This is a genomic window from Gramella sp. MAR_2010_147 (genome assembly GCF_900105135.1).
GTDB lineage: Bacteria > Bacteroidota > Bacteroidia > Flavobacteriales > Flavobacteriaceae > Christiangramia.
The window spans coordinates 83,382-110,073 of the sequence record NZ_LT629741.1 but is presented as its reverse complement, the minus strand read 5'-3'; the positions used below and the strand labels follow the sequence as shown (position 1 = coordinate 110,073).

Here is a 26,692-nt window from a genome sequence, read left to right as displayed (position 1 = left end):
ATAATCCAAAATCTATCCAATGCTTAAAAAGCTGCTTGGCTTATTATTTTTATTGGCAATTTCCAATGCCTACGCGCAGATCACCGGGGTGGTGAAAGATAAAGATGGCGAGCCTCTCCCCTACGTAAATATTTATACTGAAACCGGCTCAAAAGGCACCACGACAAATGAAGAAGGTGTCTATGAGCTGAAATTAACTGAAGCAGGTAAGTACACGCTCGTCTATCAATTTCTGGGATATAAAACACTTAAGAAGCAAATTGAAGCTACAGACTTCCCAGTGAAAATTGATATTATTCTAAAAACTGAAAGTACCAGCCTGGATGAAGTAACAGTCCAAAGTGGGGAAAATCCCGCGAATAGAATCATCAGAAATGCCATAACGCAAAGAGAACTTAATGCAGAAAAATTAGAATCTTTTACTGCTGACTTTTATTCCCGTGGTTTATGGCGTATTAAGAATGCTCCAAAGAAAATTTTAGGCCAGGACGTGGGTGATCTTGGAGGAGGCCTGGATTCTACAAGAAGTGGAATTGTATATTTGAGTGAAACCATTTCAGAAATTGCTTATCGAAAACCAGACGATTTCAAAGAAAAGATCATCGCCTCTAAAGTAAGCGGTGACGACAATGGTTTCAGTTTAAATTCAGCACAGGAAGCCTATTTCTCTTTTTATGAAAACACCCTGGAGATTAATAGTGAAATGGTCTCTCCTATTGCAGAATATGCCTTTAATTATTATCGCTATAAGCTGGAAGGCACTTTTTTTGACGACCAGGGAAATATGATCAACAAGATCTTAGTCACTCCCAAACGTGAAGGAGACAGGATATTCTCAGGATTCATCTACATAGTGGAGGATTTATGGCAAATTTATGGCGTGGAGCTTACTACCACAGGCCAGGCCATTCAGGTTGCTCCCATCGAGGAAATTGTCTTCCGCCAGAATTATAAATATTCTGAAGAAAACAAACTTTATATACAGATCTCCCAAAGCGTGGATTTCAGTTTTAAAATCTTTGGATTTGGAGGAGACGGAAGATTTACCGCAGTTTACAGTAATTATAATTTTACACCCGCATTTGATAAGAACAGTTTTGGAAGAGAGATCCTGAGCTTTCAGCAACAGGCTAACACTAAAGATTCCGTCTTTTGGGAAAAACAAAGGCCGGTGCCGCTTACCTCGGAAGAGTTAGAGGATTATGTAAGTAAAGATAGCATCCAGGAAGTGAAAAGTACTAAAAAATATAAAGATTCAGTAGATCACGTTAGAAACAAATTTGGACTTACAGATGTTCTCTTTGGTTACTCTTATCAAGATTCATGGAAAAACAGAAGCTTTAGTATTAGCGCTCCCATTTCGGGAATAGGCTTTAATACCATTCAGGGTTGGAATACAGATGTAACCCTAACTTATTCCCAAAGAACAGGAAAAGATCAGGAAAATTACTGGAAGGTATTTTCAGACATCGATTACGGTTTGAGCGAGGAAAGGCTTCGTTTAAACGGAGGTTTTGAAAAGAAATTCAACAATTTCAATAAAGCATTTTTAAGAGTTTCGGGAGGAGTGACGTCTCAGCAAATTAATCCTATAGAGCCTATTTCTCCCCTTCTAAACAGTATTACCACTATATTCTTTGAAAGAAACTATATGAAGCTCTATGAGAAAAGCTTCGCCAGTATAGGTTACGGTCAGGATGTTTTTCCCGGAATAAGGCTTTTTGGTCAACTAGGATGGGAGAACCGTCAAGCCCTAACAAACCATACCGAGCATGTAATTATAGATTGGGAAGATCGGAACTACACTTCCAACAATCCGTTACAGCCTTTTAATTCTGGTAGCCTTCCCTTTGCAGAACATTCCATTTTTAAATCAAATATCTCTGCAGATATTACCTTCGCTCAGAAATACATGAGTTACCCCAATGGAAGGTATAATGTTTACGAATCAAAATATCCTAAATTGAAACTGAGTTGGGAAAAGGGATTTGGAGGAGATGATGAGAAATACAATTTTGATCATTTTAAAGCTCAGATTAGGCAGGAATTAAACCTTGGTAATAAAGGAAAATTTCAATATTTAATGAATGGCGGACTTTTTTCCAGTGCTGAAAATATTGGTCTGGTAGATTACCAGCATTTTAATGCCAATCAAACCAGGATTGGTTTTGGAAGTTATGTAGGAAAATTTAACCTGATGCCATATTACGATTTCAGCACCAACCAGGATTATGCTGAATTTCATGCGGAACATGATTTCCAGGGATGGATTCTGGGAAAATTACCTCTCATCAACAAGCTGAATTTTAATCTGGTCTTAGGAGCTCACAGGCTCACAACTGCCGGGAGGAATCCCTATTCTGAGTATTCTATTGGGATAGATAACCTTGGATTTGGCAAATACCGATTTTTAAGACTGGATTATGTGGTTTCAGAGTTTGGTGGAAATAGAAATGGCGCTTTTGTTTTTGGATTGAAATTTTAGAAATAATCATTTCGAAGAAGTGAAACCACTGAGAAATCTTTTTATAAAACAAATCTCTCCCTTTGTCGAGATCGTGATAAAGTATTAAAGTCCAAAAATCTTAATTTGACTACAGAGTAAAAACCTTTCATCATATAGACATAAAAAAAGCTGAAAATTAAATTTCAGCTTTTTCATTATTCAATAAGAAATTAGAATGCTATTCTTCTTCGTCTTTATTTTCTTCTGATTTTTCCTCCTTAGAAAAATCAGTAAAACCGTTTTCAATTAAAATATTATACCACTGAAAAATTTTCTTCATGTCACTGGCATAAACCCTGTCCTCATCAAAATCTGGAAGAATCTCAGAAAAATAATCTTCCAGCTCCTTTTTTGAAGATTTGTGATTGATGGCAGCACCGCCATCTTCCTTTTCCTTTATCTTTTGAAAAACTTCACCAAGCGGAATCTCTTCAGTATATGTATAAATAGCGATCTCGCTCAAAATACTCACATTGTGACGCATATTTACAGCTATCTTCTTTCCATCAAGCATAGATTTTGCAACAAATCCGCCTCTGGTTTGAGTAGTAAGCTCATATAATCCAGGTTTTCCAGAAATGGCAAGAATTTTATCTAATCCCATAGTATTTTTTTATTTAGGTTGGCAAATATCAATTCCCATATTCAAATATCAAAGCCTTTATCGGGCTTTTTTTGCATTTGGAAAGCGCATTTTATATTCTACGTTGATCTTCCCCTTTGAAATGTTTGCCAGTTTACTTTTTATAAGTCTCTTTTTCAGGCTGGAAAGTTTATCTGTAAATAAGATCCCTTCAATATGATCATACTCATGCTGAATAACTCTCGCGGCTAATCCCGAATAGGTTTCGGTATTTTTTTTCCAGTTTTCATCATAATACTCTATGGTGATATCTGGCTGTCTAAAGACATCTTCGCGCACCTCAGGAATACTTAAACAACCTTCACTAAAAGACCATTCCTCTCCTGTTTCTTCGATGATCTGAGGATTGATAAAAACCTTACGCATATCTTTCAATGCCTCCTGTTCTGCCTCATCAAGTTCTTCATCTTCTGCAAAAGGGGCAGGATCTATCATAAACATTCTAATTGGCAATCCAATTTGCGGAGCAGCAAGACCAACCCCGTAGGCATTATACATGGTATCCCACATATTGTTGATCAATTCTTCCAGTTTTGGATAATCCTTATCTATATCTTTGGCTTTCTTTTTTAAAACCGGATCTCCGTATGCTACAATTGGTAATATCATTCTTTAAAGTTTGCAGCTTTAAGCCCAAAGCTATAAGCCTCTTTTTTATTTTAAATAAATTCATCAATTTGGCAAGCTTTTAAACTTGCTGCTTTTCAATATCAACTATCTTATTCATAAAGCCAGGTCTGCAGGATGATCGTCGCACTAATCTCATCCACCAGCGCTTTATCGCGTCGTTTCTTTTTCTTCAAACCTCCATCGATCATGCTTTGCACCGCCATTTTACTGGTAAATCGTTCATCTACTCTTTCCAACGGCATTTCTGGAAATTTTTTAGAAAACTCCTTCAAAAACTCTTGAATGTGTGCTTCACTTTGCGACGGAGTATCATCCATTCGTTTTGGTTCTCCAACCAAAACACGTTCCACTTCTTCATTCTTAAAATAGTCGTCAAGAAATTTTAAAAGCTCAGGTGTTTGAACAGTGGTCAAACCAGAAGCGATCATTTTCAACTCATCGGTAACAGCTACTCCTGTTCTCTTTGTTCCGTAATCCAGCGCTAATATTCTGGCCATTTTAAAAAATTTAGGCAAAGGTAAGGTTTATATTCGTTTGTCCATAAATATTGCCTTATAGCTCTTATATTTGAAAAAAATTACGATTATGGACCAGTTACGAGCGAAAATTGAAGAGGCCTGGAACAACAGAGACCTTTTAAAAGATACTCAAACCACCGATGCAATTAGAAATGTAGTTGACCTTTTAGATAAAGGACAGCTTCGTGTTGCTGAACCTACTACTGATGGATGGCAAGTAAATGAATGGGTAAAGAAGGCAGTGGTGCTTTATTTCCCAATTCAAAAAATGGAAACCCTTGAAGCAGGTATTTTTGAATACCATGATAAAATTCCGCTTAAAAAAGGATATAAAGAGAAAGGAATTCGTGTAGTCCCGAATGCAGTTGCCAGGCATGGTGCTTATATTTCTTCCGGAGTGATCATGATGCCTAGTTATGTTAATATTGGTGCATATGTAGATGAAGGAACCATGGTAGACACCTGGGCGACTGTTGGGAGCTGTGCGCAAATTGGTAAAAATGTACATTTAAGCGGTGGTGTTGGAATTGGTGGCGTATTAGAACCTTTGCAAGCTGCCCCCGTAATTGTAGAAGACAATGCATTTCTTGGCTCAAGAAGTATTGTGGTGGAAGGAATTCGTATTGAAAAAGAAGCCGTTCTTGGAGCGAACGTGGTACTTACCGCCTCTACGAAAATAATCGACGTTACTGGAGAGGAACCAAGAGAATTTAAGGGCTACGTTCCTGCCAGATCTGTGGTTATTCCAGGAAGCTACACTAAAAAATTCCCTGCGGGTGACTTCCAGGTGCCTTGCGCATTGATCATTGGAAAACGTAAAGAGAGTACTAATAAGAAAACCTCACTGAACGACGCTTTACGTGAATATAATGTAGCTGTGTAGCCATCACTAGCCCCTCTCAATTAGCTGATGGGTATCAAGCGAAAAATAAATTAGGGAGTGAGGAAAATACTAGTAATACAAATGAAAATGATTGGGGATGTGCTCACATCCTCAATCCTGTTTGAAGTACTTCGGAAGGAATTTCCGGATGCCGAATTACATTATCTCATCTATAAGCAAAGTCTTCCCGTAGTTGAAAATAACCCGAATATTGATAAAATCATTTTAACTGATAAAGATCAAAACTTTAAAGGTCTTGTAAAACAGGTTCGTAAAGAAAAGTACTACGCGGTTATTGATGTATATTCAAACTTAAAAACAGCATTAGTAACAGGACTTTCCAGAGCAAAATTGAGAATCGCTTACGACAAAAAATATACGCGACCATTTTGCACCCATGTATTTAGCAGAAATATAGAAGCTAAAACTCCGGCAGGAGCCGCTATAGAGAAAAGAATGAGATTACTCTCTCCACTTTCTTCTAATTTCCCGGTAGAAATAAAACCAAAGATTTATCTTAAAAAGGAGGAAATTGAGCATGCCAGAAAGAAGCTGGAAAATGCCAAAATTGATTTATCTAAAAGCCTTATTATGATTGGTGCTCTGGGTAGTTCAAAAAACAAGACCTATCCCTTAAATTTCCTTGCTGAAATACTGGATGAAATAGTTCTACATACCAATGCCAACTTATTATTAAATTATATTCCGTCACAACGAACTGAAGTTGAAAAACTTTATGACTTCTGCTGCACAAAAACTCAACAAAAAATACATCTTGAATTATATGCTGACTCACTAAGAGAATTCCTGGCTCTGACCTCTCACTGTGCTGCGCTAATTGGAAATGAGGGCGGCGCAATAAATATGGCTAAGGCGCTAAATATTCCAACTTTTGCCATATTCTCACCACCTCTTAATAAAGAGAACTGGAATATGTATGAGGATGAAAAGCGAAATATTTCTGTACATCTCAAAGATCATAAACCCGAATTATTTCTCAACAAATCCTACAAGAACCTGGTAAAAAAGAACGATGACCTATACCAGTTACTAAAGCCCTCCCTGCTCCTACCCAGGCTAAGACACTTTCTAAATCAAAATTCTAAATGAATTATAGATTTTTAATATATATCAACCATAGTTACGGACTGCCCATAGGATTGCCGCTTCAGAAAGAAATAAACCGACTAGGATATCCAGTAAAGTGGTTTTGTGGGATGGAAGCTCCAAAAAAGCATTTTCCGGAGAATGGAGAGTTAATAGAAAACATACAGGATGCCGTGGCCTACGAGCCACATATTGTCTTTGCTATTACCGATACCGTCCCAGATTTTATTTCCGGTTTAAAAGTTCAGGTGTTTCATGGCTTTCCCGCCAATAAAAGAAAGGGAACCGATCAATTCACCATTAGAGGCTTTTTTGATCTCTACTGTACGCAGGGTCCTTCCAGCACAATTCCCTTTAAAAAACAACAACAGAAACATCAGAATTTTGAGGTGATCGAAACTGGCTGGCCTAAAATGGATCCGCTTTTTCCTTTGGAACCAACCCTTAATGAGAAACCGGTCATTCTAATTTCTTCGACTTTTACAAAGCAATATAGCCTGGCATTAAAAGAAGAAGTGGTTGCTGAAATAGAAAGATTATCAAAAACAGGCAAATATCAATTCATGGCCGTTTTACACCCGAAGCTTCAAGCTGAAACGGTTGCAAAATTCAAGAGTTTAGAGAACGAAAATTTTAAATTCTACGACACTACAGACCTTATTCCGCTTTTCAAGAAGGCCGATATTATGTTTTCTGATACTACTTCTGCAATTATCGAATTTTTAGTGCAGCGCAAACCTGTGGTTACTTTCATAAATAATATGCCGGGGCCTTATGTTATTGATATTGATAAAGTCCAGGATATAGAAACATCTATTGATCATGCCTTAACGCGACCAAAAAAATTAATGGAAGAAATTGAAAAATTCGCAGAATTTTCTCACCCATTTAAGGATGGAAGATCAAGTGAACGCGTTATCCAGGCTAGTATTGATCTATTGCATACCGATAAGTCTTATTTAAAGAAAAAACCCCTGAACCTTATTCGACGCTATAAAATTAGAAAGCAACTTAATTATTTTAGTCTTAAGTCCTACAGGAAAGCTCCTTATCTTCAGAAAAAAAATTAATTTTTCCAGAATTTAAGTTTATTTTTTAGTTCCTTTTTTCTTCTAAATTTCTCCTGAAACTGATTCGTATAATGCCACATTTTCTCAAAGACTTCTTCTTTAGGTTTTACTATTAATTTTGAATATTCGTCGGCCATCACCTCAACCATTTCTTTCTTTGGTGTAAGACGTGAAAAATTCAGCATTCGTTCTTCAAAAGACAATTCCTTAAAATTCATTCGGTTCAGGTCCACCAGAAAAAACTGGTAATCCTGCCCGTTCTTTTGAATAAGTGTGTTCCCGGGAGAATGATCCAGAAACTGGATTTGCTTTTCGTGAAGTTCAAAAGTAAATCGAGTAAAAGCTCTCAAAATATTTTCGTGATCCTGATAATCTGGCTCTGTTACCAGTTCGCGATAGGTAAGATCATAATTTAAATGTCTGCTTATATAATAACTACTACCAAAACTTAAGCCTCGGTGTTCTTCCAAATAAGCCACAGGTTCAGGAGTGCCCATGTTTTTCTGTATAAGAATGTTGGCATACTCAAAAGATCTCTGTGCCTTAGATTTTCTAAAGAATCGATACACAATTTTATTAACTGCGTTTGGTACCCTAAAAGACTTTACATTGTACAATTCGCTATTGAGCTCAAAGATCTTCAGTTTATTCCGACTGTCTTTAATGGTTTCTCCTTTGGAATTAAAACTCTCCAGGAAATCAAGAATTTCACTTCTAAGAGGTTCAAATTTCGGTGCGAAATGTATTTGCATGCCGCTAAATTAGAATATGAAATAGGATTTTAAAACATTTCCTATTAATTAAATTACCTTTGAACCTGTTTTTCTATTTTATCTTATGCAAAAAAAGCCACAGATTTTTCTTGAATCTCATCATCTAAAAAATCAGTGTACCGGTTTTGGTCAGTTCAACTACTGGTTAATTAAAAAACTTTCAGAACAAAATACTGATTATAAGCTGATCGCGAATGTTAAAAATCGCAGTTATCTAAAAGATTTCGAGGAGGTTTCTTTTCATAAATACTACCCTTTTACTCGCTATAAGCAATTTTATAACAGAAAAAAATATGATCTCTGGCATTCGCTAAACCAAAATACTAAAATAGAGCCTCAGCGCGAACTACCCTACCTTCTCACGATTCATGATGTAATTCTCATGGAACAAAACGAAGTAGAAAGATCTGATAAAAGCTGGATCCATATCAATGATAAAATAAGCCGGTCTCATGCGATCAGCTATATTTCAAAATACGCAAAGGAAACCACGAACAAATATTTTGACATTCCTGAAAATGTTAAACAGGAAGTTATTTATAATGGTAATCCCGTCCAGGCGATAAATCCTATAAAAAACCTGAATGTTTCTATTGATTCGTCAAAACCTTTTTTGTTCAGCATAGGCCAGTTTATGGAAAGGAAGAATTTTCATGTTCTGGTGGCCATGATAGAGAAATTGAAAAATTTTAATCTCGTACTGGCAGGGAATAAAGACAAAGCTTACGGTGAATTTGTACAACAGGAAATTGAAAAGCATCATTTACAGAATAGAATTTTTCTTGTAGGTAAGATTTCAGAAGAGGAAAAACATTATTATTTGCAAAATTGTGCTGCATTTGTATTCCCTTCGCTTTTTGAAGGTTTTGGATTGCCTCCTATTGAAGCAATGGCTTATGGAAAACCGGTTTTTCTGGCAAAAAAAACATCGCTCCCAGAGATAGGTGGGGACGAAGCATTTTATTGGGACAGGTTTGAGCCAGAGTATATGGCAGATATTTTCGAAAAAGGAATGAGTCGTTTTGAAGAAAATAAAACTGACTACCAAAACAATTTAAAAAAGCGCGCAAATTCTTTTGACTGGAACCATACAGCCGCAAAGTATTTAAAATTGTACGATCAGATTCTCAGGAATACCTAATTAATGAAGATCTTACATCTATCTGCTGCAAAAAACTGGGGTGGTGGCGAAAACCACATTGAAAATCTATGCAATGAACTTAAATTCCTTGATAAGACTGTAACTAATGTTATTCTCTGCGTAAAGGATGCATCTTTTCATCAAAAAATAAAGAATAAAGATCTGATAGTAGAGACAGCTCCAATGCTCATAAAATTAGATCTCAGATACACGGCAAAGATCCTTTCTGTTTGTAAAAAACATGGAATAGACCTAATTCACATACATGATTCTACAGCGCTTACATTTGCCGTAATGGCAACGAAACTGGGAACACTTCCGCCATTCGTGTTGAGCAAGAAGACTTCATTTCCAATTAAAGACAGACCTAGAACTTTGTATAAATATAATCATCCACAGATCCAGAAAATTTTATGTGTTTCCGAAGAAACTAAGATGATCGCTTCCAATAGTGTTGCAGATTCATCGAAACTAGCCACCGTATACCACGGAACTACACTGGAAAAAGCTACAAATGTTCAATTTGATTTAAGATCTGAATTAAAAATTCCGGAAGATCGAATCATTGTAGGCAGTATTGCGAACCACATCAGGGCTAAGAATCTAAAAACCTGGGTAGACCTTGTAAATGAAGTGATTAATAATAGAGACGAAAAGAAATTTCATTTTGTTCAAATAGGGAGTTTCACAGACAGATCCCAGGACTACCTCAAAAGAATTAGTGACAAGAACCTGAAAGATCATGTGAGTTTTATGGGCTTTATCCCCAATGCTTCAGGACTCATTCCACAATTCGACATTTCTCTTCTGACTTCCCAGAGCGAAGGAGTCCCTCAATTTATTTACGAAAGTTTTTATTATAAAATTCCGGTAGTAAGCACTAATGTAGGAGGAATTCCCGAAATTATAGAGGATGGAGTAAATGGCATGTTAAGCAATCCTTATGAAGCTGAAAGTTTAGCAGATAAATTGATAGCTTTGTCCAATGATGAAATAAAGATGAAAGAATTCACTGAGTTATCTCATCATAAGCTTATCAATAATTTTACGACCAGAAAAATGGCTGAGCAAACCTTAGCTGAATATAAAAAAGTGCTTTATGGAAAGAATTGAACAAGAAGTTAGAAATTGCATAGACGTCCTGAAAAAAGGAGGAATTATACTCTATCCTACCGATACGGTGTGGGGAATAGGCTGTGATGCCACAAATGCCAATGCAGTAGATAAGGTGTTTCAACTTAAAAAAAGAGAAGAATCCAAGGCATTAATTTGCCTGGTTTCTAATTTTAAAATGCTGGAGCAGTATGTAGAAGATGTTCCGGAAACCGCTTACGATATTCTAAAATATGCTAAAAAACCTACTACTGTCATTTACGACAAACCTGTGCACATTGCAGAAAACTTAGTAGGCGATGACGATTCCCTTGGAATTCGTGTGGTAAGGGATACTTTTTGTTCTGATTTGATCAAAAAACTTAAAAGGCCTTTAGTTTCTACTTCAGCCAATGTGAGCGGACAACCAACGCCACAATCCTTCGATCAAATTACGCCACAAATTTTAAAAGGTGTGGACTATGTAGTAAATTTGCAGCGTTCAAAAAAATCACCAAGACCTTCCGCAATTATCAAGTTAAGCAACGATGGTTTGGTGAAAGTGATACGCAAATAACAGATGCCGAAATACCACAATTACAGTAAAGCTTTAAACCATAAAATTTTCAGAATAATTTCAGAAGCTGCGGAAGATCTTTCTGTAGATGCCTATGTAATTGGCGGCTTTGTTCGCGATCATATTCTGGAACGCGGAGAACCTAAAGATATTGATATTGTGGCTGTTGGAAGTGGAATTGAACTTGCTGAAAAAGTTTCTGAAAAGCTTCCGAATAAACCAAAAGTTCAGGTTTTTAAAAATTTCGGCACTGCCATGCTACGTTCAGAAGACATGGAAATTGAATTTGTAGGCGCCAGGAAAGAAAGTTATCGTAAAGACAGTCGCAAACCTATTGTTGAGGATGGTACGCTGGAAGACGATCAAAATCGAAGGGATTTCACGATCAATGCCCTTGCTCTTAAACTGAATAAAGATGGTTTCGGAGATCTTCTGGATCCTTTTAACGGCTATGAGGATCTTCAAAGAAAGATCATCAAAACTCCGCTGGATCCCGATATTACGTATTCTGACGATCCGCTTAGAATGTATCGCGCTATTCGATTTGCTGCTCAGCTTAACTTTATGATCGAGACAGATTCTTTAAAAGCGATCAAAGCCAATAGAGATAGAATTAAGATCATTTCTAAAGAGCGTATTGTAGATGAGCTAAATAAAATTATGCTTAGCGATAAGCCTTCTAAAGGTTTTGCGCTTCTGTATAAAACTGGCTTGCTGAAGAAAATACTACCGGAGCTAACAGCACTGGCAGGAATTGATGAAGTTGAAGGCCAAACCCACAAAGATAATTTCTGGCACACCCTGGAAGTAGTAGATAATATTTCAGAAAATACCGATGATCTTTGGTTAAGATGGGCAGCACTGCTTCATGATATTGGAAAAGCACCTACTAAGAAATTCCATAAAAAAATTGGCTGGACCTTCCACGGACATGAATTCGTAGGAGCAAAAATGGTATATAAACTCTTTAAGCGATTGCGATTACCTCTGAATGAAAAAATGAAATTCGTTCAGAAAATGGTTTTGATGAGTTCCAGACCTATAGCCATTGCAGATGATCATGTAACAGATTCTGCCGTGCGTAGATTAATATTTGATGCCGGAGACAATATCGAAGATCTTATGACACTTTGCGAGGCAGATATTACTACCAAAAATCCAAAGCGATTTAAAAAATACCATAATAACTTCAAGCTGGTAAGAAAAAAGATTCAGGAAGTAGAAGAACGCGACCATGTAAGGAATTTTCAGCCACCGGTTAGTGGTGAAGAGATCATGCAAACTTTCGGTATTAAACCCAGCCGGGAAGTGGGACTTATAAAAGATGCTATCAAAGAAGCGATTCTTGAAGGTGACATTCCCAATGAATATGAAGCTGCCCGAGAATTTATGCTGAAAAAAGGCACTAAATTGGGGCTGGAGGTTAGAAGCTAGAAATTGGAGAAATTTAATTTATATATCCGTAAAGTATCAAAAATTGAAAAAGGACGTCATTCTAGACTTGTTTCAGAATCTCTGAACACTAATAATCACAGCAATAACTCGAGACCCTGAAATAAATTCAGGGTGAAGAAAACTTAAGTTTTTCAGATTCTAAATTTTCATCCAGAGCGCAGTCGAAGGGAAAAATATTAAAAAACTAATGTATCGTAAATCCGTAAAAATATCGCTCATTCTAGTTTATCTCGTTATTATTGCCGGAGCGGTGGTTAGAATGACAGGCTCCGGAATGGGTTGCCCGGACTGGCCTAAATGCTTTGGATACTACATCCCTCCTACCGAAAAATCTGAACTCGAATTTCAGCCAGATCGAAAGTATGAAAAAGGACAGGTGATCATTGTAGATGAAAGCCTTAAAGTAGCTGCAAAAGATTTCACTTCAGGAATTAATTATCAAGCTTCAAACTGGGAAAATTACGAAAAACATGATTACGCTATTTTTAATCCCACGCATACCTGGGTGGAATATATCAACAGACTCGCAGGAGCATTGGCGGGATTTGCGGTTTTGATCATGGCCTTTCTCTCTTTCCGGAGAAAAAATAAAAAACACAAAACACAAATTCGATTTTTATCTGTGCTTTCGGTATTTTTAATGGGATTTCAGGCCTGGCTTGGAGCAACGGTGGTATATTCGGTGTTGGCACCTGTTAAGATCACCATCCATATGGTGATGGCTCTGGTGATCGTTGCTGTCTTAATTTATTTACTTAAAATTTCTTCGGAAAGAAAATCTCAACAGTTTAAGACTAAAACCTTTCAGAGTTTACTCATTCTGGCGGTGATCATGACGCTTATCCAAGTAGTTCTGGGAACACAGGTAAGACAGTTTGTAGATGAACAGGTTCGGAGTTTAGGATATGAAGCAAAAAATATATGGTTAGCAAATCCTGACATCACTTTCTATATTCATCGCTCATTTTCCATATTAGTATTTGTTATCAACGCACTATTATGGTGGAAGAATAGAAAATTAAATCTTCGGCTCAACCGTATTAATATAGTAATGGTACTTATCCTCCTGGAAGTAGCAACCGGTATTGCCATGTATAATTTCGATTTTCCATTTTTATCACAACCGCTTCATCTGGTGATCGCCACGTTGTTATTTGGGTTTCAGTTTTATCTGTTAATGGAAAGTATGAATGCACCACAAGCCGAATTACGTAAAAGCTGCTCTTAATCTTATTTAAAAGTATTTTTCCGTCAAGCTGAATTCATTTCAACTCCTTAAATGAATTTTATTTTTAATTTGTTTAGATCCTGAAACAAGTTCAGGATGATGTATATTCTATTTACCCCCCTCAGAAAGCAAATATTCATACATAAACACCTGAACAATTTCCAGCAGGAAACCAGGAAATATTTAGTTTAAAAAATTGTAACTTTGCCCTCCAAATTTTTTAGATATGGTTTATAGATTCCGAGTAATTCTCGATGCTGATGAAGATGTTTTTAGAGACATAGAAATGCTACAGGAAAGCACCCTGGAAGATCTTCATAACACTATTGTTCAGTCATTTGGATTTGACGGAACCGAAATGGCTTCATTTTATGTCAGTGATGAAGAGTGGAATCAGGGAGAGGAGATCCACCAGTTTGACATGAGCGGCCATGATACTTCTATTAAATTAATGAATGAGACTTCGCTGGATAGTATCCTTTCAGAAAAGCAAACGAAACTGATCTATGTTTACGATTTTCTAAAAATGTGGACGTTCTTTGTAGAATTAGGCCAAATCGCAGAAATTGAAGAAGGACGTGATTATCCTAATCTAATGTTCGTTCATGGGCAAATTCCTGAAAATGCTCCGGAAACCGAATTTAAGGGAGAAGATGACGGCATGCTGAACGGGGATTATGAAGATGATTTAGAGGATGACGATTATGACGATCTTTTTTTCAATGAAAATTGGAACTAACATTATTGCTTCATGCCTTTTATTCTGAAAAAAATCTTTCAGAATTCACTTTTTTCAACTTTATTTAGTCAAAATCTCAGACATACATGATCAATCTTTTTAATGCTCAAATTGAATCACTTTCCATACATCGCGCAGGTAATAAAAATCGCGGTGAAAACATTTTTCTATCGGCCTCTACTTTTCATCTAAATGATGAAATAAAACCATTGATCAAGGAGTATTTTCTAAAACCATTTCGTGAAAAGGAAGAGACTTATTATCGCTTTCAACATGACACCGATATTGAGTTCAATGAACTCTATAATTTAGCGAATCAGATTTTTGATGATCCTTTTAACACGCATGAATATTCAAAAAAGATCGCTACACTACTTTATGAGCAATCCACACATCCGCACATAAAAAGCGGAGAAGTGTATATCGTCTATTTTGAAGGAATGCAACTGGACAACGAAAAGGTCCCGGCTATTGGGATTTTTAAGTCAGAATTGAAGCATGATTTTCTTCAATTCGAGCAAAAACAAAGCAATCTGGAAATGGTTGTAGAGCAGGGAGTGAATCTTCAAAAACTGGATAAAGGAGCGATCATTTTTAATAAGAACAGAGAGGAAGGTTATAAGATCCTTTCCGTAGACTCCAATCGTTACGACACCAAATACTGGCTGGAAAATTTCCTTGGGGTGGATGTTCTTGCTGATGAAAATTACTTTACAAAAAATTACCTGAATTTCGCTAAGAACTTTGCGAAAGACGTTGTGTTGCCTGCAGAAGACAAGAAACAGGAAGTGATGTTCATGAATAGAAGTATGGACTACTTTGCCAAAAATGATGATTTTGAGGAAAGTAATTATATCAATTCAGTCATCGATAATCCTGCGTTGATTCCTGAGTTTCAGAATTACAAGGTTGAAAAGGCCCCAAAATATAAAGTAGAAGATCTTACTAATTTCCCCATTGCAAATAAAGCAGTTACCGATGCCAGAAAGAAGATCAAAAATGTGATCACGCTGGACACGAATATTCAGATTAAAATGGATTTCGTGAATGCCGATTCCGCAGAGAAATTCGTGGAAAAAGGCTGGGATGAGGAAAAACAGATGTATTACTACCTGGTTTACTTTAATAAGGAGGAGAAAAAGTAACTATCGTCGCGTAAAGCTTTGATTTTTAAACTTCAACTCACTTTTTTGGCGTCATTCCGAACGAAGTGAAGGAATCTCATGAGACTGCTTCACTTCGTTCGCAATTACTACCAAATTACTTATAGCTTAAAACTTACGGCTGATAGCTATTCTAACAACCGTTGCATATTCACAGTATCATAATTACGCTTTACAAAATCTAAAGCCGTTCTTAAAATTTGCCCCATGGTACTGGCTCGTTTAAACTTCATATCTTTTGAAAAGGCATAAAGATCATTCCGGAGCTGCTTTACGTTGTCTTTCGTAGATACGTGATCGTTGATCATACAGCGAATAAGCTCTTTATATCTGCTTTGGGTATTAATCATCCTTTTTGCCAGCAAGGAGCGTTCTTCTTTACGATATTGCTCAATTGAAGAATTCTCCAGTTTATCTGAAACCAATTGTACCATCTGAAAGTTCTCTTTAAAAAACTGCGGACGATACACCTTTAAGTTGCCTTCAAAACATTGCTGATCAAAATCGATAGCGCGTATCTGATATTCCACATGATCAAAATCATGGGTAGGGATCACTACATAATTATAAGAGCGCATATCCCCTAAAAGTCTTACCGTGCAACGCTCATTGAACTTCACGAATTGCTTTGCTATCTGGGTTTGTGCCCTAAGATCGCATTTTGGTAAATGATCATCTATAAATACATCTCCCGGAATTCCCGCGATATGCTCTTCGATCAGCGTATCCTTATATACCAGGAAATTAATACGATGCGGGGAAAGTAAATGCTCAAATTCGAGTCCGTACAAACGGGAAGCATCTGCTTTTTTCACATAGAAATAGGTGAAACTATCGTTCAGTATATTTCTTACTTTCACTCTGAAAGGTTTAGAATTTCCAAACGTACAGTAATCAATAGCATCTACATTTAAATACTCCAGCGAATCGTCACTACCATCAGAATGAAGAATAGTATATACCTTTTTTAAACTTTTATCTATCTCCACTCTCTCAAATTCGGGATAATAACAACGTACCCAAAAAGTATCTTCATCATGTTGGTCATACACTACGATAGACCCTGAAAACCGAAGCAGATCATCATAAAAAACGGGAATTTTAGTATTGCGATTATACTTAGCTAGATATCTGTTGAAGCGCTCATTAATAGGAAATGCAGGCTTCTTCTTTGACATCAGTTTTTCTTCCATAGTTTTCCTCGTTTTGCTCAAAATTAAGCTTATTATAGGGAAACCTGTAACAAAATCCTATTTTAGACGTCGTATTTTAAACACTTCATCAATCTTGGAAACAATTTTAAGTTTAAATAACCTCACAAAGAGATTCGGCAGGATTACCGCCGTGGATAGTTTAAGTTTTAGCATCGAAAAAGGAAATGTATATGGCATTCTGGGGCCAAACGGTAGTGGTAAATCTACCACCCTTGGTATGGTCTTGAATGTAGTAAACAAAACTTCCGGAGATTTTAAATGGTTCAATGGTAATTTATCTACCCATGAAGCTTTAAAAAAAGTGGGGGCAATCATAGAGCACCCTAACTTTTATCCTTACATGACCGCCGAACAAAATCTTGCTTTGGTATGTAAGATCAAGGGCACTGGTAAAAACAAAATTCATGAAAAACTGGAAATTGTAGGTCTCCTGGATAGAAAAGACAGTAAGTTCAAAACCTTCTCACTGGGAATGAAGCAAAGACTGGCCATTGCCTCTGCCCTATTAAATGATCCTGAAATTCTCATTCTGGATGAACCTACCAACGGATTAGATCCACAGGGAATTCATCAGATCAGGGAAATTATCAGAAAAATAGCCTCTGGAGGAACCACCATTCTTTTAGCCTCACACCTTCTGGATGAAGTGGAGAAAGTTTGCTCACATGTGGTGATCATTAGGAAAGGTGTTAAACTATATAGTGGACCGGTAGATGAGATCATTAACAGCCATGGCTTCTTTGAATTGAAAGCTGCAGATATGCAGAAGCTGGAATCTTTACTTAAGGAACATTCAAAAATTGGAAAGATCACTGAAAAAGAAGGAACGCTTACTGCCTTTTTAGATGATCCCATGGATGCTGAAGAGATCAATCGGTATTTATTTGAAAAGGGACTTTCACTTTCTTACTTATTAAAGCGTAAAGAAAGTCTGGAAGAACAATTTCTCCAATTAACCAACCAAACTACTCAAAACTAATGTTACGTTTACTCGAAATAGAATATAACAAACTACGCTATAGTAGATCTGCAAGAATCCTTATTATCACTTACTTTATACTGATCACTTTTATAGCTTTAATTGCATCTATAGAATTTAATATTGGAAATATTGAATTTCGTGTGGCAGATCAGGGAATCTTCAACTTCCCGTATATCTGGCATTTTAACAGCTATATCGCGGCGATCCTGAAGCTATTTCTTGCGATCGTGATTGTTTCTATGATGTCTAATGAATATAGCAATAGAACTATCAAGCAAAATTTAATTGATGGGTTAAGCAAGAAGGAATTCATCCTGTCAAAATTTCTCACGGTACTGGTATTCTCCGGTATTTCAACCTTATTCCTTTTTGTAGTGACCATGATCCTGGGTTATTCTTTTTCTGATTTTACTGAAATCTCAATAGTATTCTCAGATCTTGAATATCTGCTGGCTTATTTTATAAAACTAACCGGTTTTTTTGCTTTTTGTATGTTCCTGGGGATTCTGGTAAAACGATCGGCTTTCGCCTTAGGCTTTTTAGTGGTATGGTTCATTTTTGAAGGAATTCTCTACGCAATTCTAAATTTCAAAGTTTTTAAAGGCACTGATCTTGCAACGAACATCATGCAGTTCTTTCCTCTGGAATCTATGAGTAACCTCGTAGTAGAGCCATTTTCGAGACTAAATGCCGTACAAACCGCAGCTACCCAGATTGGCGGAGAATTGACAAAAGATTATGGAATTCACTGGTACCAGCTTCTAATCGTAATAGCATGGACACTTATTTTCGTTTACTCATCCCTGGTTTTGCTTCGAAAAAGAGATTTATAGTAAGGTGACAATTCCTTTCATTAATCATTTCACACTTGTTAGATGATTCCTAAAAAATTGATTTAGGTTTTATAATTGTTTAATTTCGTGAGGCTAAAAAATGAGCCATTTAATATCCTGTGATAAAACAGGATAATCAACTGGCAAATCACATTTAACCGTATGAAAGCGGCTATTTATGACAGATGAAAAAGAACTCTGCTAAATGAAATTCAATATAAAGTCAGATTATAAACCTACCGGAGATCAGCCAAATGCTATAAAACAACTGGTTTCTGGAATAGATAAAAATGAACAATACCAGACATTGCTTGGAGTTACAGGCTCTGGTAAAACATTTACCGTTGCGAATGTGATCGAAGATGTGCAGAAACCTACCTTAGTTTTAGCCCATAACAAAACACTTGCAGCCCAACTTTATTCAGAATTCAAAGAGTTTTTTCCGGAAAATGCAGTAGAGTATTTTGTAAGTTATTATGACTACTACCAGCCTGAAGCATTTATTCCCAGTTCAGGGACTTATATTGAAAAGGATCTATCCATCAACGAAGAGATCGAAAAACTACGTTTAAGCACTACCTCTTCCCTATTAAGCGGAAGAAGGGATGTAATCGTCGTAGCTTCAGTCTCCTGTTTGTATGGTATTGGAAATCCTGTGGAGTTCAGAAAAAATGTGGTTTCCATTGAAAAAGACATGGAAATTTCCAGAACTAAATTTCTCCACAGGCTTGTGCAAAGTCTTTATTCACGGACAGAAGCTGAATTTAATCATGGTAATTTCAGAATAAAAGGCGATACGGTAGACGTTTTTCCAAGTTATGCCGATAATGCTTTCAGAATTCATTTTTTCGGTGATGAAATTGAAGAAATTGAAGCTTTTGATCCCGGAACCAATGATATAATCGAGAAATATGATCGGCTGAATATTTATCCAGCGAATATGTTCGTTACTTCCCCGGATGTTTTACAGGGAGCAATTCGTGAAATTCAGGATGACCTCGTAAAACAGGTGGATTATTTTCAGGACATAGGGAAAACGCTGGAAGCAAAGCGATTAGATGAAAGAACCAATTTTGATCTTGAAATGATTCGTGAATTGGGGTATTGTTCAGGAATTGAAAATTATTCCCGATACCTGGATGGAAGAAAACCGGGCACCCGACCTTTCTGTTTACTGGATTATTTCCCAGATGATTATTTGATGGTGGTTGATGAGAGTCACGTAACCATTCCTCAGGTACACGCAATGTTTGGAGGTGACCGCTCCAGAAAAGAAAACCTGGTGGACTATGGCTTTAGACTTCCGGCCGCAATGGATAACCGTCCCTTGAAATTCGAAGAATTTGAAGCACTTCAAGATCAAGTGATTTATGTGAGCGCTACTCCTGCAGATTATGAGCTACAGAAAAGTGAAGGAATCTATGTTGAACAGGTGATTAGGCCAACAGGACTTTTAGATCCAATAATAGAAGTTCGTCCTAGTTTGAACCAGATTGACGATCTAATTGAAGAAATTCAGCTTCGAGTTGAAAAAGATGAAAGAATTCTTGTGACCACCCTTACCAAAAGAATGGCGGAAGAGTTGACCAAATATATGACGAGGATTGATATTCGGTGTCGGTATATCCATTCTGATGTAGATACTTTAGAACGAGTTGAGATCATGCAAGATCTAAGAAAAGGAATTTTTGATGTGCTGGTAGGAGTCAACCTGTTGCGTGAAGGTCTGGATCTTCCAGAAGTTTCCCTGGTGGCAATTATAGATGCTGATAAGGAAGGTTTTCTTAGAAGTAATCGTTCATTAACCCAAACGATTGGCCGGGCCGCAAGGCATGTGGAAGGAAAAGCGATTTTATATGCAGATAAGGTCACTGCCAGCATGCAGAAAACCATAGACCAGACGGAATACAGACGTGAAAAACAAATAGCTTATAACAAGGAAAACAACATCACTCCCACAGCCTTGGTCAAAAAATACAATAATTCCCTGATCAAAGAAAAACTGGACATTTATGATCATGAGAAACGTCCGGATCTTATGGCTGCTGAGGAAGAAGCTAAATATCTAACTAAACCACAGATGGAAAAACAAGTTAGAGAAAAAAGAAAAGCTATGGAAACTGCAGCTAAAGAGCTTGATTTTATGCAGGCAGCTCGACTTAGAGATGAAATAAAAATTTTGCAGGAAAGAATAAGCGAAAATGCATAAAAAATATCCTTGATATCTATTTTTATTTTATATTTAACTCATCCTAAGACAATTAGATAACACTTAAATGACAAACAAATACTGTTTGTCTATGAAACATTTCTATGCTTTTATTTTTTTCCTGATAAGTTTTTCTGGCTTTTCACAAGTAGGAATTGGCACTTCAGATCCAAAGGCTCAATTGGATATTACTGCCACAGATAAAGCCAATCCGGCTGCTATTGACGGCATCCTTATTCCAAGAATTGAAAAATTTCCCACGGAGAATCCAGCTGCCGCTCAGCATGGTATGCTGGTATTTTTAAGCCAGAGCGTGACAGGCTCCTCTTCAGGCTTCTATTTCTGGAATGCTTCAGAATCTAAATGGAAAGCTCTCCATACAGAAGTGTCTGGCGCGAATTTCTATAAACCTGGCTCTGTTCAAAGCCCGAATAATATTTCAGAAATCATGTATCGCGATGCCAGTATAGGTATTGGTACAGAACAAATCACGTCACGACTTCAAATCGCCATTGCTGCGGGAAAGGATCTCACGTTAAAAAAGGGTTTGGAGGTAGATAATGCAAATTCTGCTACCGATAACTTAACTACCTACGGAATTATAAATGACAACAGAAGCACTACCAACGGAAGCAAATATGGAATCAAGACCAATGTGGGTGGAGTTGGCACGGGCATACATTATGGTATTTTTAATGAAACCTATCAAAATACAGGAACTAATGATATCTACGGCATCTTTAATAGGGTAGGTAGAACCTTTGGTGCAAGAAGTAATAATTACGGTATTTATAGTGAAATTGGCAGTATCCAGGGAGTTGGAAATATTTATGGGATTTACAGTCTTGCTCTGGGAGATTCTAATAGTAATGTTTATGCTGGTTATTTTGCAGGAAGAGTTGGAATTGGAACCACTCCGGAAACAGATTATATTTTGCCGGTTGTTAGAGGCCTTGAAGGACAAACCATGATCTTGAATGCTTCAGGACAAGCCTCATGGGCAAATCCCGGATACCAAAATTACTCTTCTACTACTAGTGCAACAGGGGATTTTGTAATTACCGACGAAGTTGGCACTCTTAGAATAAATAATCAGATTTCCGGATTAGTGATCCCGGCATCCTCTACGAATAAAGGTCGTATTATAAGACTGATCAACTGGCCGGCTAATTCTGAAAAAACATTTGTATTCCAGGGAAGTGACGATCTTTTTGATCCGCGAAGCAATTCTAAGATTCTAAGCATAAAACCTCAGCAAATATTTACTATACAGAGCGCAGGAAATAGATGGATTCTATTAGATCAATAAAAAAGACGCTCATTTTGAGCGCCTTTTCTCCTTTAACTAACTAACCAAACTAATTAAGTTTATGCAATCTCTATTAACCTTTTAGCCTGTACCTTTGCCTCTTCTTTTTTAGGAAGAGCAATTTCTAACACTCCGTTATGATACGAAGCAGATATCTTAGCACTATCTACAGAATCTGGTAGACTAAAAGCCCTTTTAAAGGTGCTATAACTAAATTCTTTTCTGGTGAATCTACCTTCCTTATCTGTAGACTCATTTTCTTTTTTTTCTTCAGAAGAGATCGTTAATACATCATTATCCAATTCAATATTGAAATCTTCTCTTGCTTTTCCAGGAGCAGCTACCTCCACGTTAAAACTATCTTCAGTTTCTTTAATGTTTACTGCCGGAATACTAGTTCCTATACTATTAACATTAGTAGTTCCTCCAAGCCAGTCAGTTCTGAACATATCATCAAAAACTGAAGGCAACCATCCTGATTCGGTTCTTTTAATTAAACTCATAGCTTATATTTTTAAAAGTTATACTTGTATTTATTTACATTTAATCTTTAGCAATTCCAGTACCAATAGAAAAAACATGTCTTTTTGTCTGTTTTTACATTAAAAATAATGTCAATTAGTCACTTTCATAAAACATTATTAAATACCGTGGACTTTACCGAGTTTGATTAACTTTAAAATCTGAATTTCTGGGCTGATGAAACAATTCTACAACCGAACCATTTCTTTCTTTAATGTTATTGAAAGCAAGATCGCTTTCTATCCTACTGTACTAGCATTATTAGGCTTTATATTCGCCATGGTGATGTTATTCCTGGAAAACAGAGGGATTTCAAAGTATTTAATAGAGCATATGCCTATTCTTGTAGTAGATAACGGTGATACTGCTATGACGATTTTAAGTGCTTTGATCTCAGGACTTATTTCTGTAGTGGTTTTTAGTTTTTCAATGGTGATGCTATTATTAAGCCAGGCTTCCAGTAATTATTCGCCCAGGCTTTTACCAGGTTTGATAAGCGACCGTAGGCACCAGGTAATTTTAGGGGTTTATCTATTCACAATTCTCTACTGTATTTTTGTGCTTTTTTCAATACAGCCAACGGGGGATAAATATCAAATCCCAGGATTTTCAGTACTTCTGGGTATTATAGCAACCGTCATATGTATCTATGCCTTCATATACTTTATCCATAATATTTCTCAGAGTATTCAGATAAGCAATATTCTTCAAAAAATATTTGAAACAGCAAAAAGGCGGTTACATGAACTCATAGATAAAGAAGAACATGATTTAAGTGAATTTCCCAATACAGATGACTGGTATGAATATCATTCGGAAAATAGCGGATACCTTCAAAATATATCTTTTACCAATCTTGTAGAGATTTGTGAGAAAGAAGATACACAATTACATATACTGCCCATTAAGGGAATCTTTATTTTAAATGGAATCCCATTATTTAAATCAAAGAAAGAGCTCGATGAAAATACTGTTAATAGGGTCCTCTCTAATTTCAATTTTGCCAGGGAAGAGCTCGTTTCAGACAATTACACCTTAGCTTTTAAACAGATTACTGAAATTATCGTAAAAGCGATGTCTCCAGGAATCAACGATCCGGGAACAGCAATTAATGGCATTGACTATCTAACTGAGTTATTGGGAATCCGAATGCAAAAAAAGGACACTAATAAGATAAAACGCAATGATAACGTCTACATAAAAATGAATACTGTAGATTTTGAAGATCTAATTTACAATATCATGGCGTCCATAAGAACCTATTGCAAACATGATATAATTATTGTACAAAAACTTCTTCTGATGTTTCATTATTTGAAAAAACAACAATCTGAAGAGTCTTCATATCGTGATGTATTAAACAAAGAAGCGGCGAATCTCATTAAAGATGCAGAAGAGTCTATAAAAAATCAGGTAGATATTGAACGTGTTAAAAAGCTGGCTTCTACCTTTAACTTAAAATTTCAAAATTAAAATATGGCATTAACCAATAACGATGTTTTTAAAAAGCTTAGAGTAGCACATAAACTCACCAATGATGATATTGTGAAAATCTGTGAACTTGTAGATTTTAAAGTTTCTAAAAGTGAACTTGGTGCAATTTTCAGGAGAGAAGATCATGAAAAATACATGGAATGTGGCGATCAGTTTCTTCGGAATTTTCTCGACGGACTCATTATTCACTTGCGAGGCCCTATGCCGAAGAAGAAGTAAAACGTTAGAAGTTCTAGACAAAAATAAAAAAGGGAGTTGAAAACATTAATTTTCAACTCCCTTTTAATTATTCAGAACAATGACCCTAGCGAACCAATTTTTTGTATTTAATACGTTTCGGCATCACATCTCCACCTAAACGTTTCTTTTTATTTTCCTCATAATCTGAAAAACTACCTTCAAAGAAATATACCTGAGAATCACCTTCAAACGCAAGTATATGAGTACAAATTCTATCCAGGAACCAACGGTCGTGAGAAATAACCACCGCACAACCGGCAAAATTATCCAGACCTTCTTCAAGAGCTCTTAAGGTATTCACATCAAGATCGTTTGTTGGCTCATCCAGTAAAAGAACATTTCCTTCTTCCTTAAGCGTCATAGCAAGGTGTAAACGGTTACGCTCCCCACCAGATAGCATATTCACTTTTTTATTCTGCTCGCTTCCGCTGAAATTAAATCGGCTTAGATACGCTCTGGAATTTACCTGGCGACCTCCCATCATGATCAATTCCTGCTCATCACTAAAGTTCTGCCAGATGGTTTTTTCCGGATCAATATTCGAATGGCTTTGGTCTACATAAGCGATCTTAGCCGTCTCACCAACTTTAAAATTACCCTTATCTGGATCTTCCTCTCCCATGATCATTTTGAAAATGGTAGTTTTACCAGCACCATTTGGCCCGATAATCCCTACAATTCCAGCCTGCGGAAGATTAAACTGAAGATCTTCATAAAGCAATTTATCGCCAAATGCTTTGCTAACAGCTTCAGCATCGATCACATTCGTACCTAAACGAGGACCATTTGGAATATAAATTTCCAGCTTCTCGTCCATCTGTTTTTGATCCTGACTCAACAACTTATCATAATTCTTAAGCCTCGCTTTTTGCTTGCTCTGTCTTCCTTTAGGGCTCATTCTGGACCATTCCAGTTCTCGCTCCAATGTTTTCTGACGCTTACTTGCCTGTTTCTGTTCCTGAGCAAGTCTTTTAGATTTTTGATCAAGCCATGAAGAATAGTTCCCTTTCCAAGGAATCCCTTCTCCTCTATCAAGTTCAAGGATCCAACCCGCGACATTATCTAAAAAGTAACGGTCGTGCGTTACAGCAATTACGGTTCCCTTATATTGAGCTAAATGATGCTCTAACCAATGAACCGATTCTGCATCAAGGTGGTTGGTGGGCTCATCAAGCAACAAAACATCAGGTTCCTGCAGTAAAAGCCTGCAAAGCGCTACTCTCCTTCTCTCTCCCCCTGAAAGCACAGAAATCTTCTTATCTGAATCTGGAGTTCTTAAAGCATCCATCGCAATCTCCAGTTTGGTGTCGAGTTCCCAGGCATTGCTGGCATCAATTTTATCCTGAAGTTCAGCCTGCTTATCCATAAGCTTTTGCATTTTATCTGCATCTTCATAAACTTCCGGAAGACCAAACATATCGTTGATCTTATTATATTCATCAAGAACAGCAACTGTTTCGGCAACCCCTTCTTTCACAACTTCCAGCACGGTCTTATCTTCATCAAGTTCCGGCTCTTGTTCTAACATTCCAACGCTATAGTTAGGGGAAAACACTACATCGCCCTGGTAATTTTGGTCGCGCCCGGCAATTATGTTCAATAAAGTAGATTTACCAGATCCATTAAGACCCAGAATTCCAATTTTAGCGCCATAAAAAAAACTGAGGTATATATTCTTTAGAACAGGCGTATTCGCATTTTTAAAAGTTTTGGTAATTCCAGACATGGAAAAGATTACCTTATTATCGTCTGCCATATATTTTTAAATTTTTTGTTTCTTAATACTAATTTGAGATTGCAAATATCCTGAATTTTTCAGAGAATTTAATTATCATAAACACCCAATAATCTTTGAATCATAAGTAATTGTCCCGTATGATAAGCGGTATGCTCGACCACAAGGAATATCTCTCGTAGAAGCGTATGCTCTTCTGAATTAGGCACAGGTTCATTAAGTTCATTATTTAAATCAAGAATATATTCCCTGAAGATTCTTCGATCTTCAAAATATTCAGCCTTTAGATCTTCCCATTCTTCTTCATTATTTGGATCTGGCTTAGCAGGCCAATAATCATCAGGCCAGTTGTGTGTTTCATAATTTCCTGAGATAGTATATTCAAGAATATCCTTTTGTGAGAAAGTAATATGAAAAAAGACTTCGTAAAATGAATAAGGTAAGCCCGAAGGCCTTACTCCAATTTTTTCAAAAGGTATCGCATCTATGAAGCTTTCTATGGATGCGAAAGCAAGTCCGCCTTCCAGATGCTTTACTAATTGATTTCTTTGTTCGATCTCCTGTATCATCGTTTTACTTTAGCTTTTAAGTCATTAAATTTCATGAAATCAGAAAACTCAGTTCTTACT

The 26,692-nt window shown here is 36.7% G+C and carries 25 protein-coding genes; 17 read left to right on the top strand and 8 right to left on the bottom strand.

The features are described 5' to 3' along the window. Positions 1-19: 19 nt before the first annotated feature. Positions 20-2,485: a DUF5686 and carboxypeptidase regulatory-like domain-containing protein gene (locus tag BLT95_RS00535; protein ID WP_089664135.1), complete on the top strand. Its 2,466-nt coding sequence runs from the start codon at positions 20-22 to the stop codon at positions 2,483-2,485. A 199-nt stretch (positions 2,486-2,684) separates the two neighbouring features. Here the strand turns inward: BLT95_RS00535 and BLT95_RS00530 are convergent, their stop codons facing one another. The 3 genes from BLT95_RS00530 to ruvX form a co-directional block, all read right to left on the bottom strand. Then, positions 2,685-3,110, bottom strand: coding sequence for a DUF5606 domain-containing protein (locus BLT95_RS00530; RefSeq protein ID WP_089664134.1), 426 nt, complete (start codon positions 3,108-3,110; stop codon positions 2,685-2,687). Positions 3,111-3,167: 57 nt separating this feature from the next. Further along, positions 3,168-3,758 (bottom strand): peptide deformylase, encoded by a 591-nt coding sequence (gene def, locus BLT95_RS00525; RefSeq protein ID WP_089664133.1) that lies wholly within the window; start codon positions 3,756-3,758, stop codon positions 3,168-3,170. Positions 3,759-3,868: 110 nt separating this feature from the next. Continuing rightward, positions 3,869-4,276, bottom strand: a complete 408-nt coding sequence (gene ruvX, locus BLT95_RS00520) for a Holliday junction resolvase RuvX (protein ID WP_089664132.1) — start codon at positions 4,274-4,276, stop codon at positions 3,869-3,871. Positions 4,277-4,364: 88 nt separating this feature from the next. Here ruvX and BLT95_RS00515 point away from each other — a divergent pair, with 88 nt between their 5' ends. The 3 genes from BLT95_RS00515 (at position 4,365) to BLT95_RS00505 (ending at position 7,357) form a co-directional block, all read left to right on the top strand. After that, a complete protein-coding gene (locus BLT95_RS00515) occupies positions 4,365-5,180 on the top strand; it encodes a 2,3,4,5-tetrahydropyridine-2,6-dicarboxylate N-succinyltransferase (RefSeq protein WP_089664131.1) in 816 nt (271 codons plus the stop codon). An 81-nt stretch (positions 5,181-5,261) separates the two neighbouring features. Then, positions 5,262-6,290 carry a glycosyltransferase family 9 protein gene (locus BLT95_RS00510; RefSeq protein WP_089664130.1) on the top strand — a complete coding sequence of 343 codons (1,029 nt, stop codon included), beginning with the start codon at positions 5,262-5,264 and terminating at the stop codon, positions 6,288-6,290. Continuing rightward, on the top strand, positions 6,287-7,357 hold the full coding sequence (locus BLT95_RS00505; protein ID WP_089664129.1) for a CDP-glycerol glycerophosphotransferase family protein: 1,071 nt from the start codon (positions 6,287-6,289) through the stop codon (positions 7,355-7,357). Before BLT95_RS00510 ends, BLT95_RS00505 begins: the two co-directional genes overlap by 4 nt. Here the strand turns inward: BLT95_RS00505 and BLT95_RS00500 are convergent. Beyond that, the gene (locus tag BLT95_RS00500) at positions 7,354-8,109 is read right to left on the bottom strand and encodes a lipopolysaccharide kinase InaA family protein (protein ID WP_089664128.1); all 756 of its coding nucleotides are present in this window, start codon (positions 8,107-8,109) and stop codon (positions 7,354-7,356) included. The two genes, BLT95_RS00505 and BLT95_RS00500, sit on opposite strands and share 4 nt — an antisense overlap. An 85-nt stretch (positions 8,110-8,194) precedes the next feature. Here BLT95_RS00500 and BLT95_RS00495 point away from each other — a divergent pair, with 85 nt between their 5' ends. From BLT95_RS00495 to BLT95_RS00465, 7 genes are all read left to right on the top strand, one after another. Then, positions 8,195-9,271, top strand: a complete 1,077-nt coding sequence (locus tag BLT95_RS00495; RefSeq protein ID WP_089664127.1) for a glycosyltransferase family 1 protein — start codon at positions 8,195-8,197, stop codon at positions 9,269-9,271. 3 nt (positions 9,272-9,274) lie between these two features. Continuing rightward, complete coding sequence (locus BLT95_RS00490; protein ID WP_089664126.1) at positions 9,275-10,384, top strand: glycosyltransferase family 4 protein; 1,110 nt, start codon at positions 9,275-9,277, stop codon at positions 10,382-10,384. After that, positions 10,371-10,940 carry an L-threonylcarbamoyladenylate synthase gene (locus BLT95_RS00485; RefSeq protein ID WP_089664125.1) on the top strand — a complete coding sequence of 190 codons (570 nt, stop codon included), beginning with the start codon at positions 10,371-10,373 and terminating at the stop codon, positions 10,938-10,940. The genes BLT95_RS00490 and BLT95_RS00485 overlap by 14 nt, the downstream gene beginning before the upstream one ends. 3 nt (positions 10,941-10,943) lie before the next feature. Beyond that, positions 10,944-12,374 carry an HD domain-containing protein gene (locus tag BLT95_RS00480; protein WP_089664124.1) on the top strand — a complete coding sequence of 477 codons (1,431 nt, stop codon included), beginning with the start codon at positions 10,944-10,946 and terminating at the stop codon, positions 12,372-12,374. A gap of 208 nt (positions 12,375-12,582) precedes the next feature. Further along, positions 12,583-13,623 carry a COX15/CtaA family protein gene (locus BLT95_RS00475; RefSeq protein ID WP_089664123.1) on the top strand — a complete coding sequence of 347 codons (1,041 nt, stop codon included), beginning with the start codon at positions 12,583-12,585 and terminating at the stop codon, positions 13,621-13,623. 226 nt (positions 13,624-13,849) lie between these two features. Then, positions 13,850-14,362, top strand: a complete 513-nt coding sequence (locus BLT95_RS00470; RefSeq protein ID WP_089664122.1) for a hypothetical protein — start codon at positions 13,850-13,852, stop codon at positions 14,360-14,362. 86 nt (positions 14,363-14,448) lie between these two features. Continuing rightward, positions 14,449-15,507 carry a nucleoid-associated protein gene (locus BLT95_RS00465; RefSeq protein ID WP_089664121.1) on the top strand — a complete coding sequence of 353 codons (1,059 nt, stop codon included), beginning with the start codon at positions 14,449-14,451 and terminating at the stop codon, positions 15,505-15,507. Positions 15,508-15,653: 146 nt separating this feature from the next. Here the strand turns inward: BLT95_RS00465 and BLT95_RS00460 are convergent, their stop codons facing one another. Further along, positions 15,654-16,718 (bottom strand): hypothetical protein, encoded by a 1,065-nt coding sequence (locus BLT95_RS00460; protein WP_089664120.1) that lies wholly within the window; start codon positions 16,716-16,718, stop codon positions 15,654-15,656. 94 nt (positions 16,719-16,812) lie between these two features. On the opposite strand from BLT95_RS00460, the gene BLT95_RS00455 reads away from it, so the two are divergent. From BLT95_RS00455 to BLT95_RS00440, 4 genes are all read left to right on the top strand, one after another. Next, positions 16,813-17,718, top strand: a complete 906-nt coding sequence (locus tag BLT95_RS00455) for an ABC transporter ATP-binding protein (RefSeq protein ID WP_089664119.1) — start codon at positions 16,813-16,815, stop codon at positions 17,716-17,718. Continuing rightward, positions 17,718-18,554: an ABC transporter permease gene (locus BLT95_RS00450; RefSeq protein WP_089664118.1), complete on the top strand. Its 837-nt coding sequence runs from the start codon at positions 17,718-17,720 to the stop codon at positions 18,552-18,554. Before BLT95_RS00455 ends, BLT95_RS00450 begins: the two co-directional genes overlap by 1 nt. Before the next feature lie 205 nt (positions 18,555-18,759). Then, a complete protein-coding gene (uvrB, locus tag BLT95_RS00445; RefSeq protein WP_089664117.1) occupies positions 18,760-20,763 on the top strand; it encodes an excinuclease ABC subunit UvrB in 2,004 nt (667 codons plus the stop codon). A 91-nt stretch (positions 20,764-20,854) separates the two neighbouring features. Further along, positions 20,855-22,072 (top strand): hypothetical protein, encoded by a 1,218-nt coding sequence (locus tag BLT95_RS00440; RefSeq protein WP_089664116.1) that lies wholly within the window; start codon positions 20,855-20,857, stop codon positions 22,070-22,072. A gap of 59 nt (positions 22,073-22,131) precedes the next feature. Here BLT95_RS00440 and BLT95_RS00435 read toward each other — a convergent pair whose 3' ends face one another. Then, a complete protein-coding gene (locus tag BLT95_RS00435; RefSeq protein ID WP_089664115.1) occupies positions 22,132-22,575 on the bottom strand; it encodes an Hsp20/alpha crystallin family protein in 444 nt (147 codons plus the stop codon). A gap of 196 nt (positions 22,576-22,771) precedes the next feature. Between BLT95_RS00435 and BLT95_RS00430 the strand changes: the two genes are divergently transcribed. Then, the gene (locus BLT95_RS00430) at positions 22,772-24,067 is read left to right on the top strand and encodes a DUF2254 domain-containing protein (RefSeq protein WP_089664114.1); all 1,296 of its coding nucleotides are present in this window, start codon (positions 22,772-22,774) and stop codon (positions 24,065-24,067) included. A 3-nt stretch (positions 24,068-24,070) separates the two neighbouring features. Further along, on the top strand, positions 24,071-24,307 hold the full coding sequence (locus BLT95_RS00425) for a DUF1456 family protein (protein ID WP_011710164.1): 237 nt from the start codon (positions 24,071-24,073) through the stop codon (positions 24,305-24,307). Positions 24,308-24,392: 85 nt separating this feature from the next. Here the strand turns inward: BLT95_RS00425 and ettA are convergent, their stop codons facing one another. Together ettA and BLT95_RS00415 are read right to left on the bottom strand one after the other, a co-directional pair. Then, positions 24,393-26,084 (bottom strand): energy-dependent translational throttle protein EttA, encoded by a 1,692-nt coding sequence (gene ettA, locus BLT95_RS00420; protein WP_089664113.1) that lies wholly within the window; start codon positions 26,082-26,084, stop codon positions 24,393-24,395. Between the two features lie 68 nt (positions 26,085-26,152). Beyond that, positions 26,153-26,632 carry a DinB family protein gene (locus tag BLT95_RS00415; RefSeq protein ID WP_089664112.1) on the bottom strand — a complete coding sequence of 160 codons (480 nt, stop codon included), beginning with the start codon at positions 26,630-26,632 and terminating at the stop codon, positions 26,153-26,155. Between the last annotated feature and the right edge of the window lie 60 nt (positions 26,633-26,692).

Excerpts from the sequence above, each read along its gene's own strand:
- BLT95_RS00435 (WP_089664115.1), bottom strand. The coding sequence starts at position 22,575 with ATGAGTTTAATTAAAAGAACCGAATCAGGATGGTTGCCTTCAGTTTTT.
- BLT95_RS00510 (WP_089664130.1), top strand. The coding sequence starts at position 5,262 with ATGAAAATGATTGGGGATGTGCTCACATCCTCAATCCTGTTTGAAGTA.
- BLT95_RS00450 (WP_089664118.1), top strand. The coding sequence starts at position 17,718 with ATGTTACGTTTACTCGAAATAGAATATAACAAACTACGCTATAGTAGA.
- BLT95_RS00490 (WP_089664126.1), top strand. The coding sequence starts at position 9,275 with ATGAAGATCTTACATCTATCTGCTGCAAAAAACTGGGGTGGTGGCGAA.
- BLT95_RS00475 (WP_089664123.1), top strand. The coding sequence starts at position 12,583 with ATGTATCGTAAATCCGTAAAAATATCGCTCATTCTAGTTTATCTCGTT.
- BLT95_RS00470 (WP_089664122.1), top strand. The coding sequence starts at position 13,850 with ATGGTTTATAGATTCCGAGTAATTCTCGATGCTGATGAAGATGTTTTT.
- BLT95_RS00505 (WP_089664129.1), top strand. The coding sequence starts at position 6,287 with ATGAATTATAGATTTTTAATATATATCAACCATAGTTACGGACTGCCC.
- BLT95_RS00415 (WP_089664112.1), bottom strand. The coding sequence starts at position 26,632 with ATGATACAGGAGATCGAACAAAGAAATCAATTAGTAAAGCATCTGGAA.
- BLT95_RS00515 (WP_089664131.1), top strand. The coding sequence starts at position 4,365 with ATGGACCAGTTACGAGCGAAAATTGAAGAGGCCTGGAACAACAGAGAC.
- BLT95_RS00480 (WP_089664124.1), top strand. The coding sequence starts at position 10,944 with ATGCCGAAATACCACAATTACAGTAAAGCTTTAAACCATAAAATTTTC.
- ruvX (WP_089664132.1), bottom strand. The coding sequence starts at position 4,276 with ATGGCCAGAATATTAGCGCTGGATTACGGAACAAAGAGAACAGGAGTA.
- BLT95_RS00485 (WP_089664125.1), top strand. The coding sequence starts at position 10,371 with ATGGAAAGAATTGAACAAGAAGTTAGAAATTGCATAGACGTCCTGAAA.
- BLT95_RS00465 (WP_089664121.1), top strand. The coding sequence starts at position 14,449 with ATGATCAATCTTTTTAATGCTCAAATTGAATCACTTTCCATACATCGC.
- BLT95_RS00500 (WP_089664128.1), bottom strand. The coding sequence starts at position 8,109 with ATGCAAATACATTTCGCACCGAAATTTGAACCTCTTAGAAGTGAAATT.
- BLT95_RS00530 (WP_089664134.1), bottom strand. The coding sequence starts at position 3,110 with ATGGGATTAGATAAAATTCTTGCCATTTCTGGAAAACCTGGATTATAT.
- BLT95_RS00430 (WP_089664114.1), top strand. The coding sequence starts at position 22,772 with ATGAAACAATTCTACAACCGAACCATTTCTTTCTTTAATGTTATTGAA.
- uvrB (WP_089664117.1), top strand. The coding sequence starts at position 18,760 with ATGAAATTCAATATAAAGTCAGATTATAAACCTACCGGAGATCAGCCA.
- BLT95_RS00495 (WP_089664127.1), top strand. The coding sequence starts at position 8,195 with ATGCAAAAAAAGCCACAGATTTTTCTTGAATCTCATCATCTAAAAAAT.
- BLT95_RS00440 (WP_089664116.1), top strand. The coding sequence starts at position 20,855 with ATGAAACATTTCTATGCTTTTATTTTTTTCCTGATAAGTTTTTCTGGC.
- BLT95_RS00535 (WP_089664135.1), top strand. The coding sequence starts at position 20 with ATGCTTAAAAAGCTGCTTGGCTTATTATTTTTATTGGCAATTTCCAAT.
- BLT95_RS00460 (WP_089664120.1), bottom strand. The coding sequence starts at position 16,718 with ATGGAAGAAAAACTGATGTCAAAGAAGAAGCCTGCATTTCCTATTAAT.
- ettA (WP_089664113.1), bottom strand. The coding sequence starts at position 26,084 with ATGGCAGACGATAATAAGGTAATCTTTTCCATGTCTGGAATTACCAAA.
- def (WP_089664133.1), bottom strand. The coding sequence starts at position 3,758 with ATGATATTACCAATTGTAGCATACGGAGATCCGGTTTTAAAAAAGAAA.
- BLT95_RS00425 (WP_011710164.1), top strand. The coding sequence starts at position 24,071 with ATGGCATTAACCAATAACGATGTTTTTAAAAAGCTTAGAGTAGCACAT.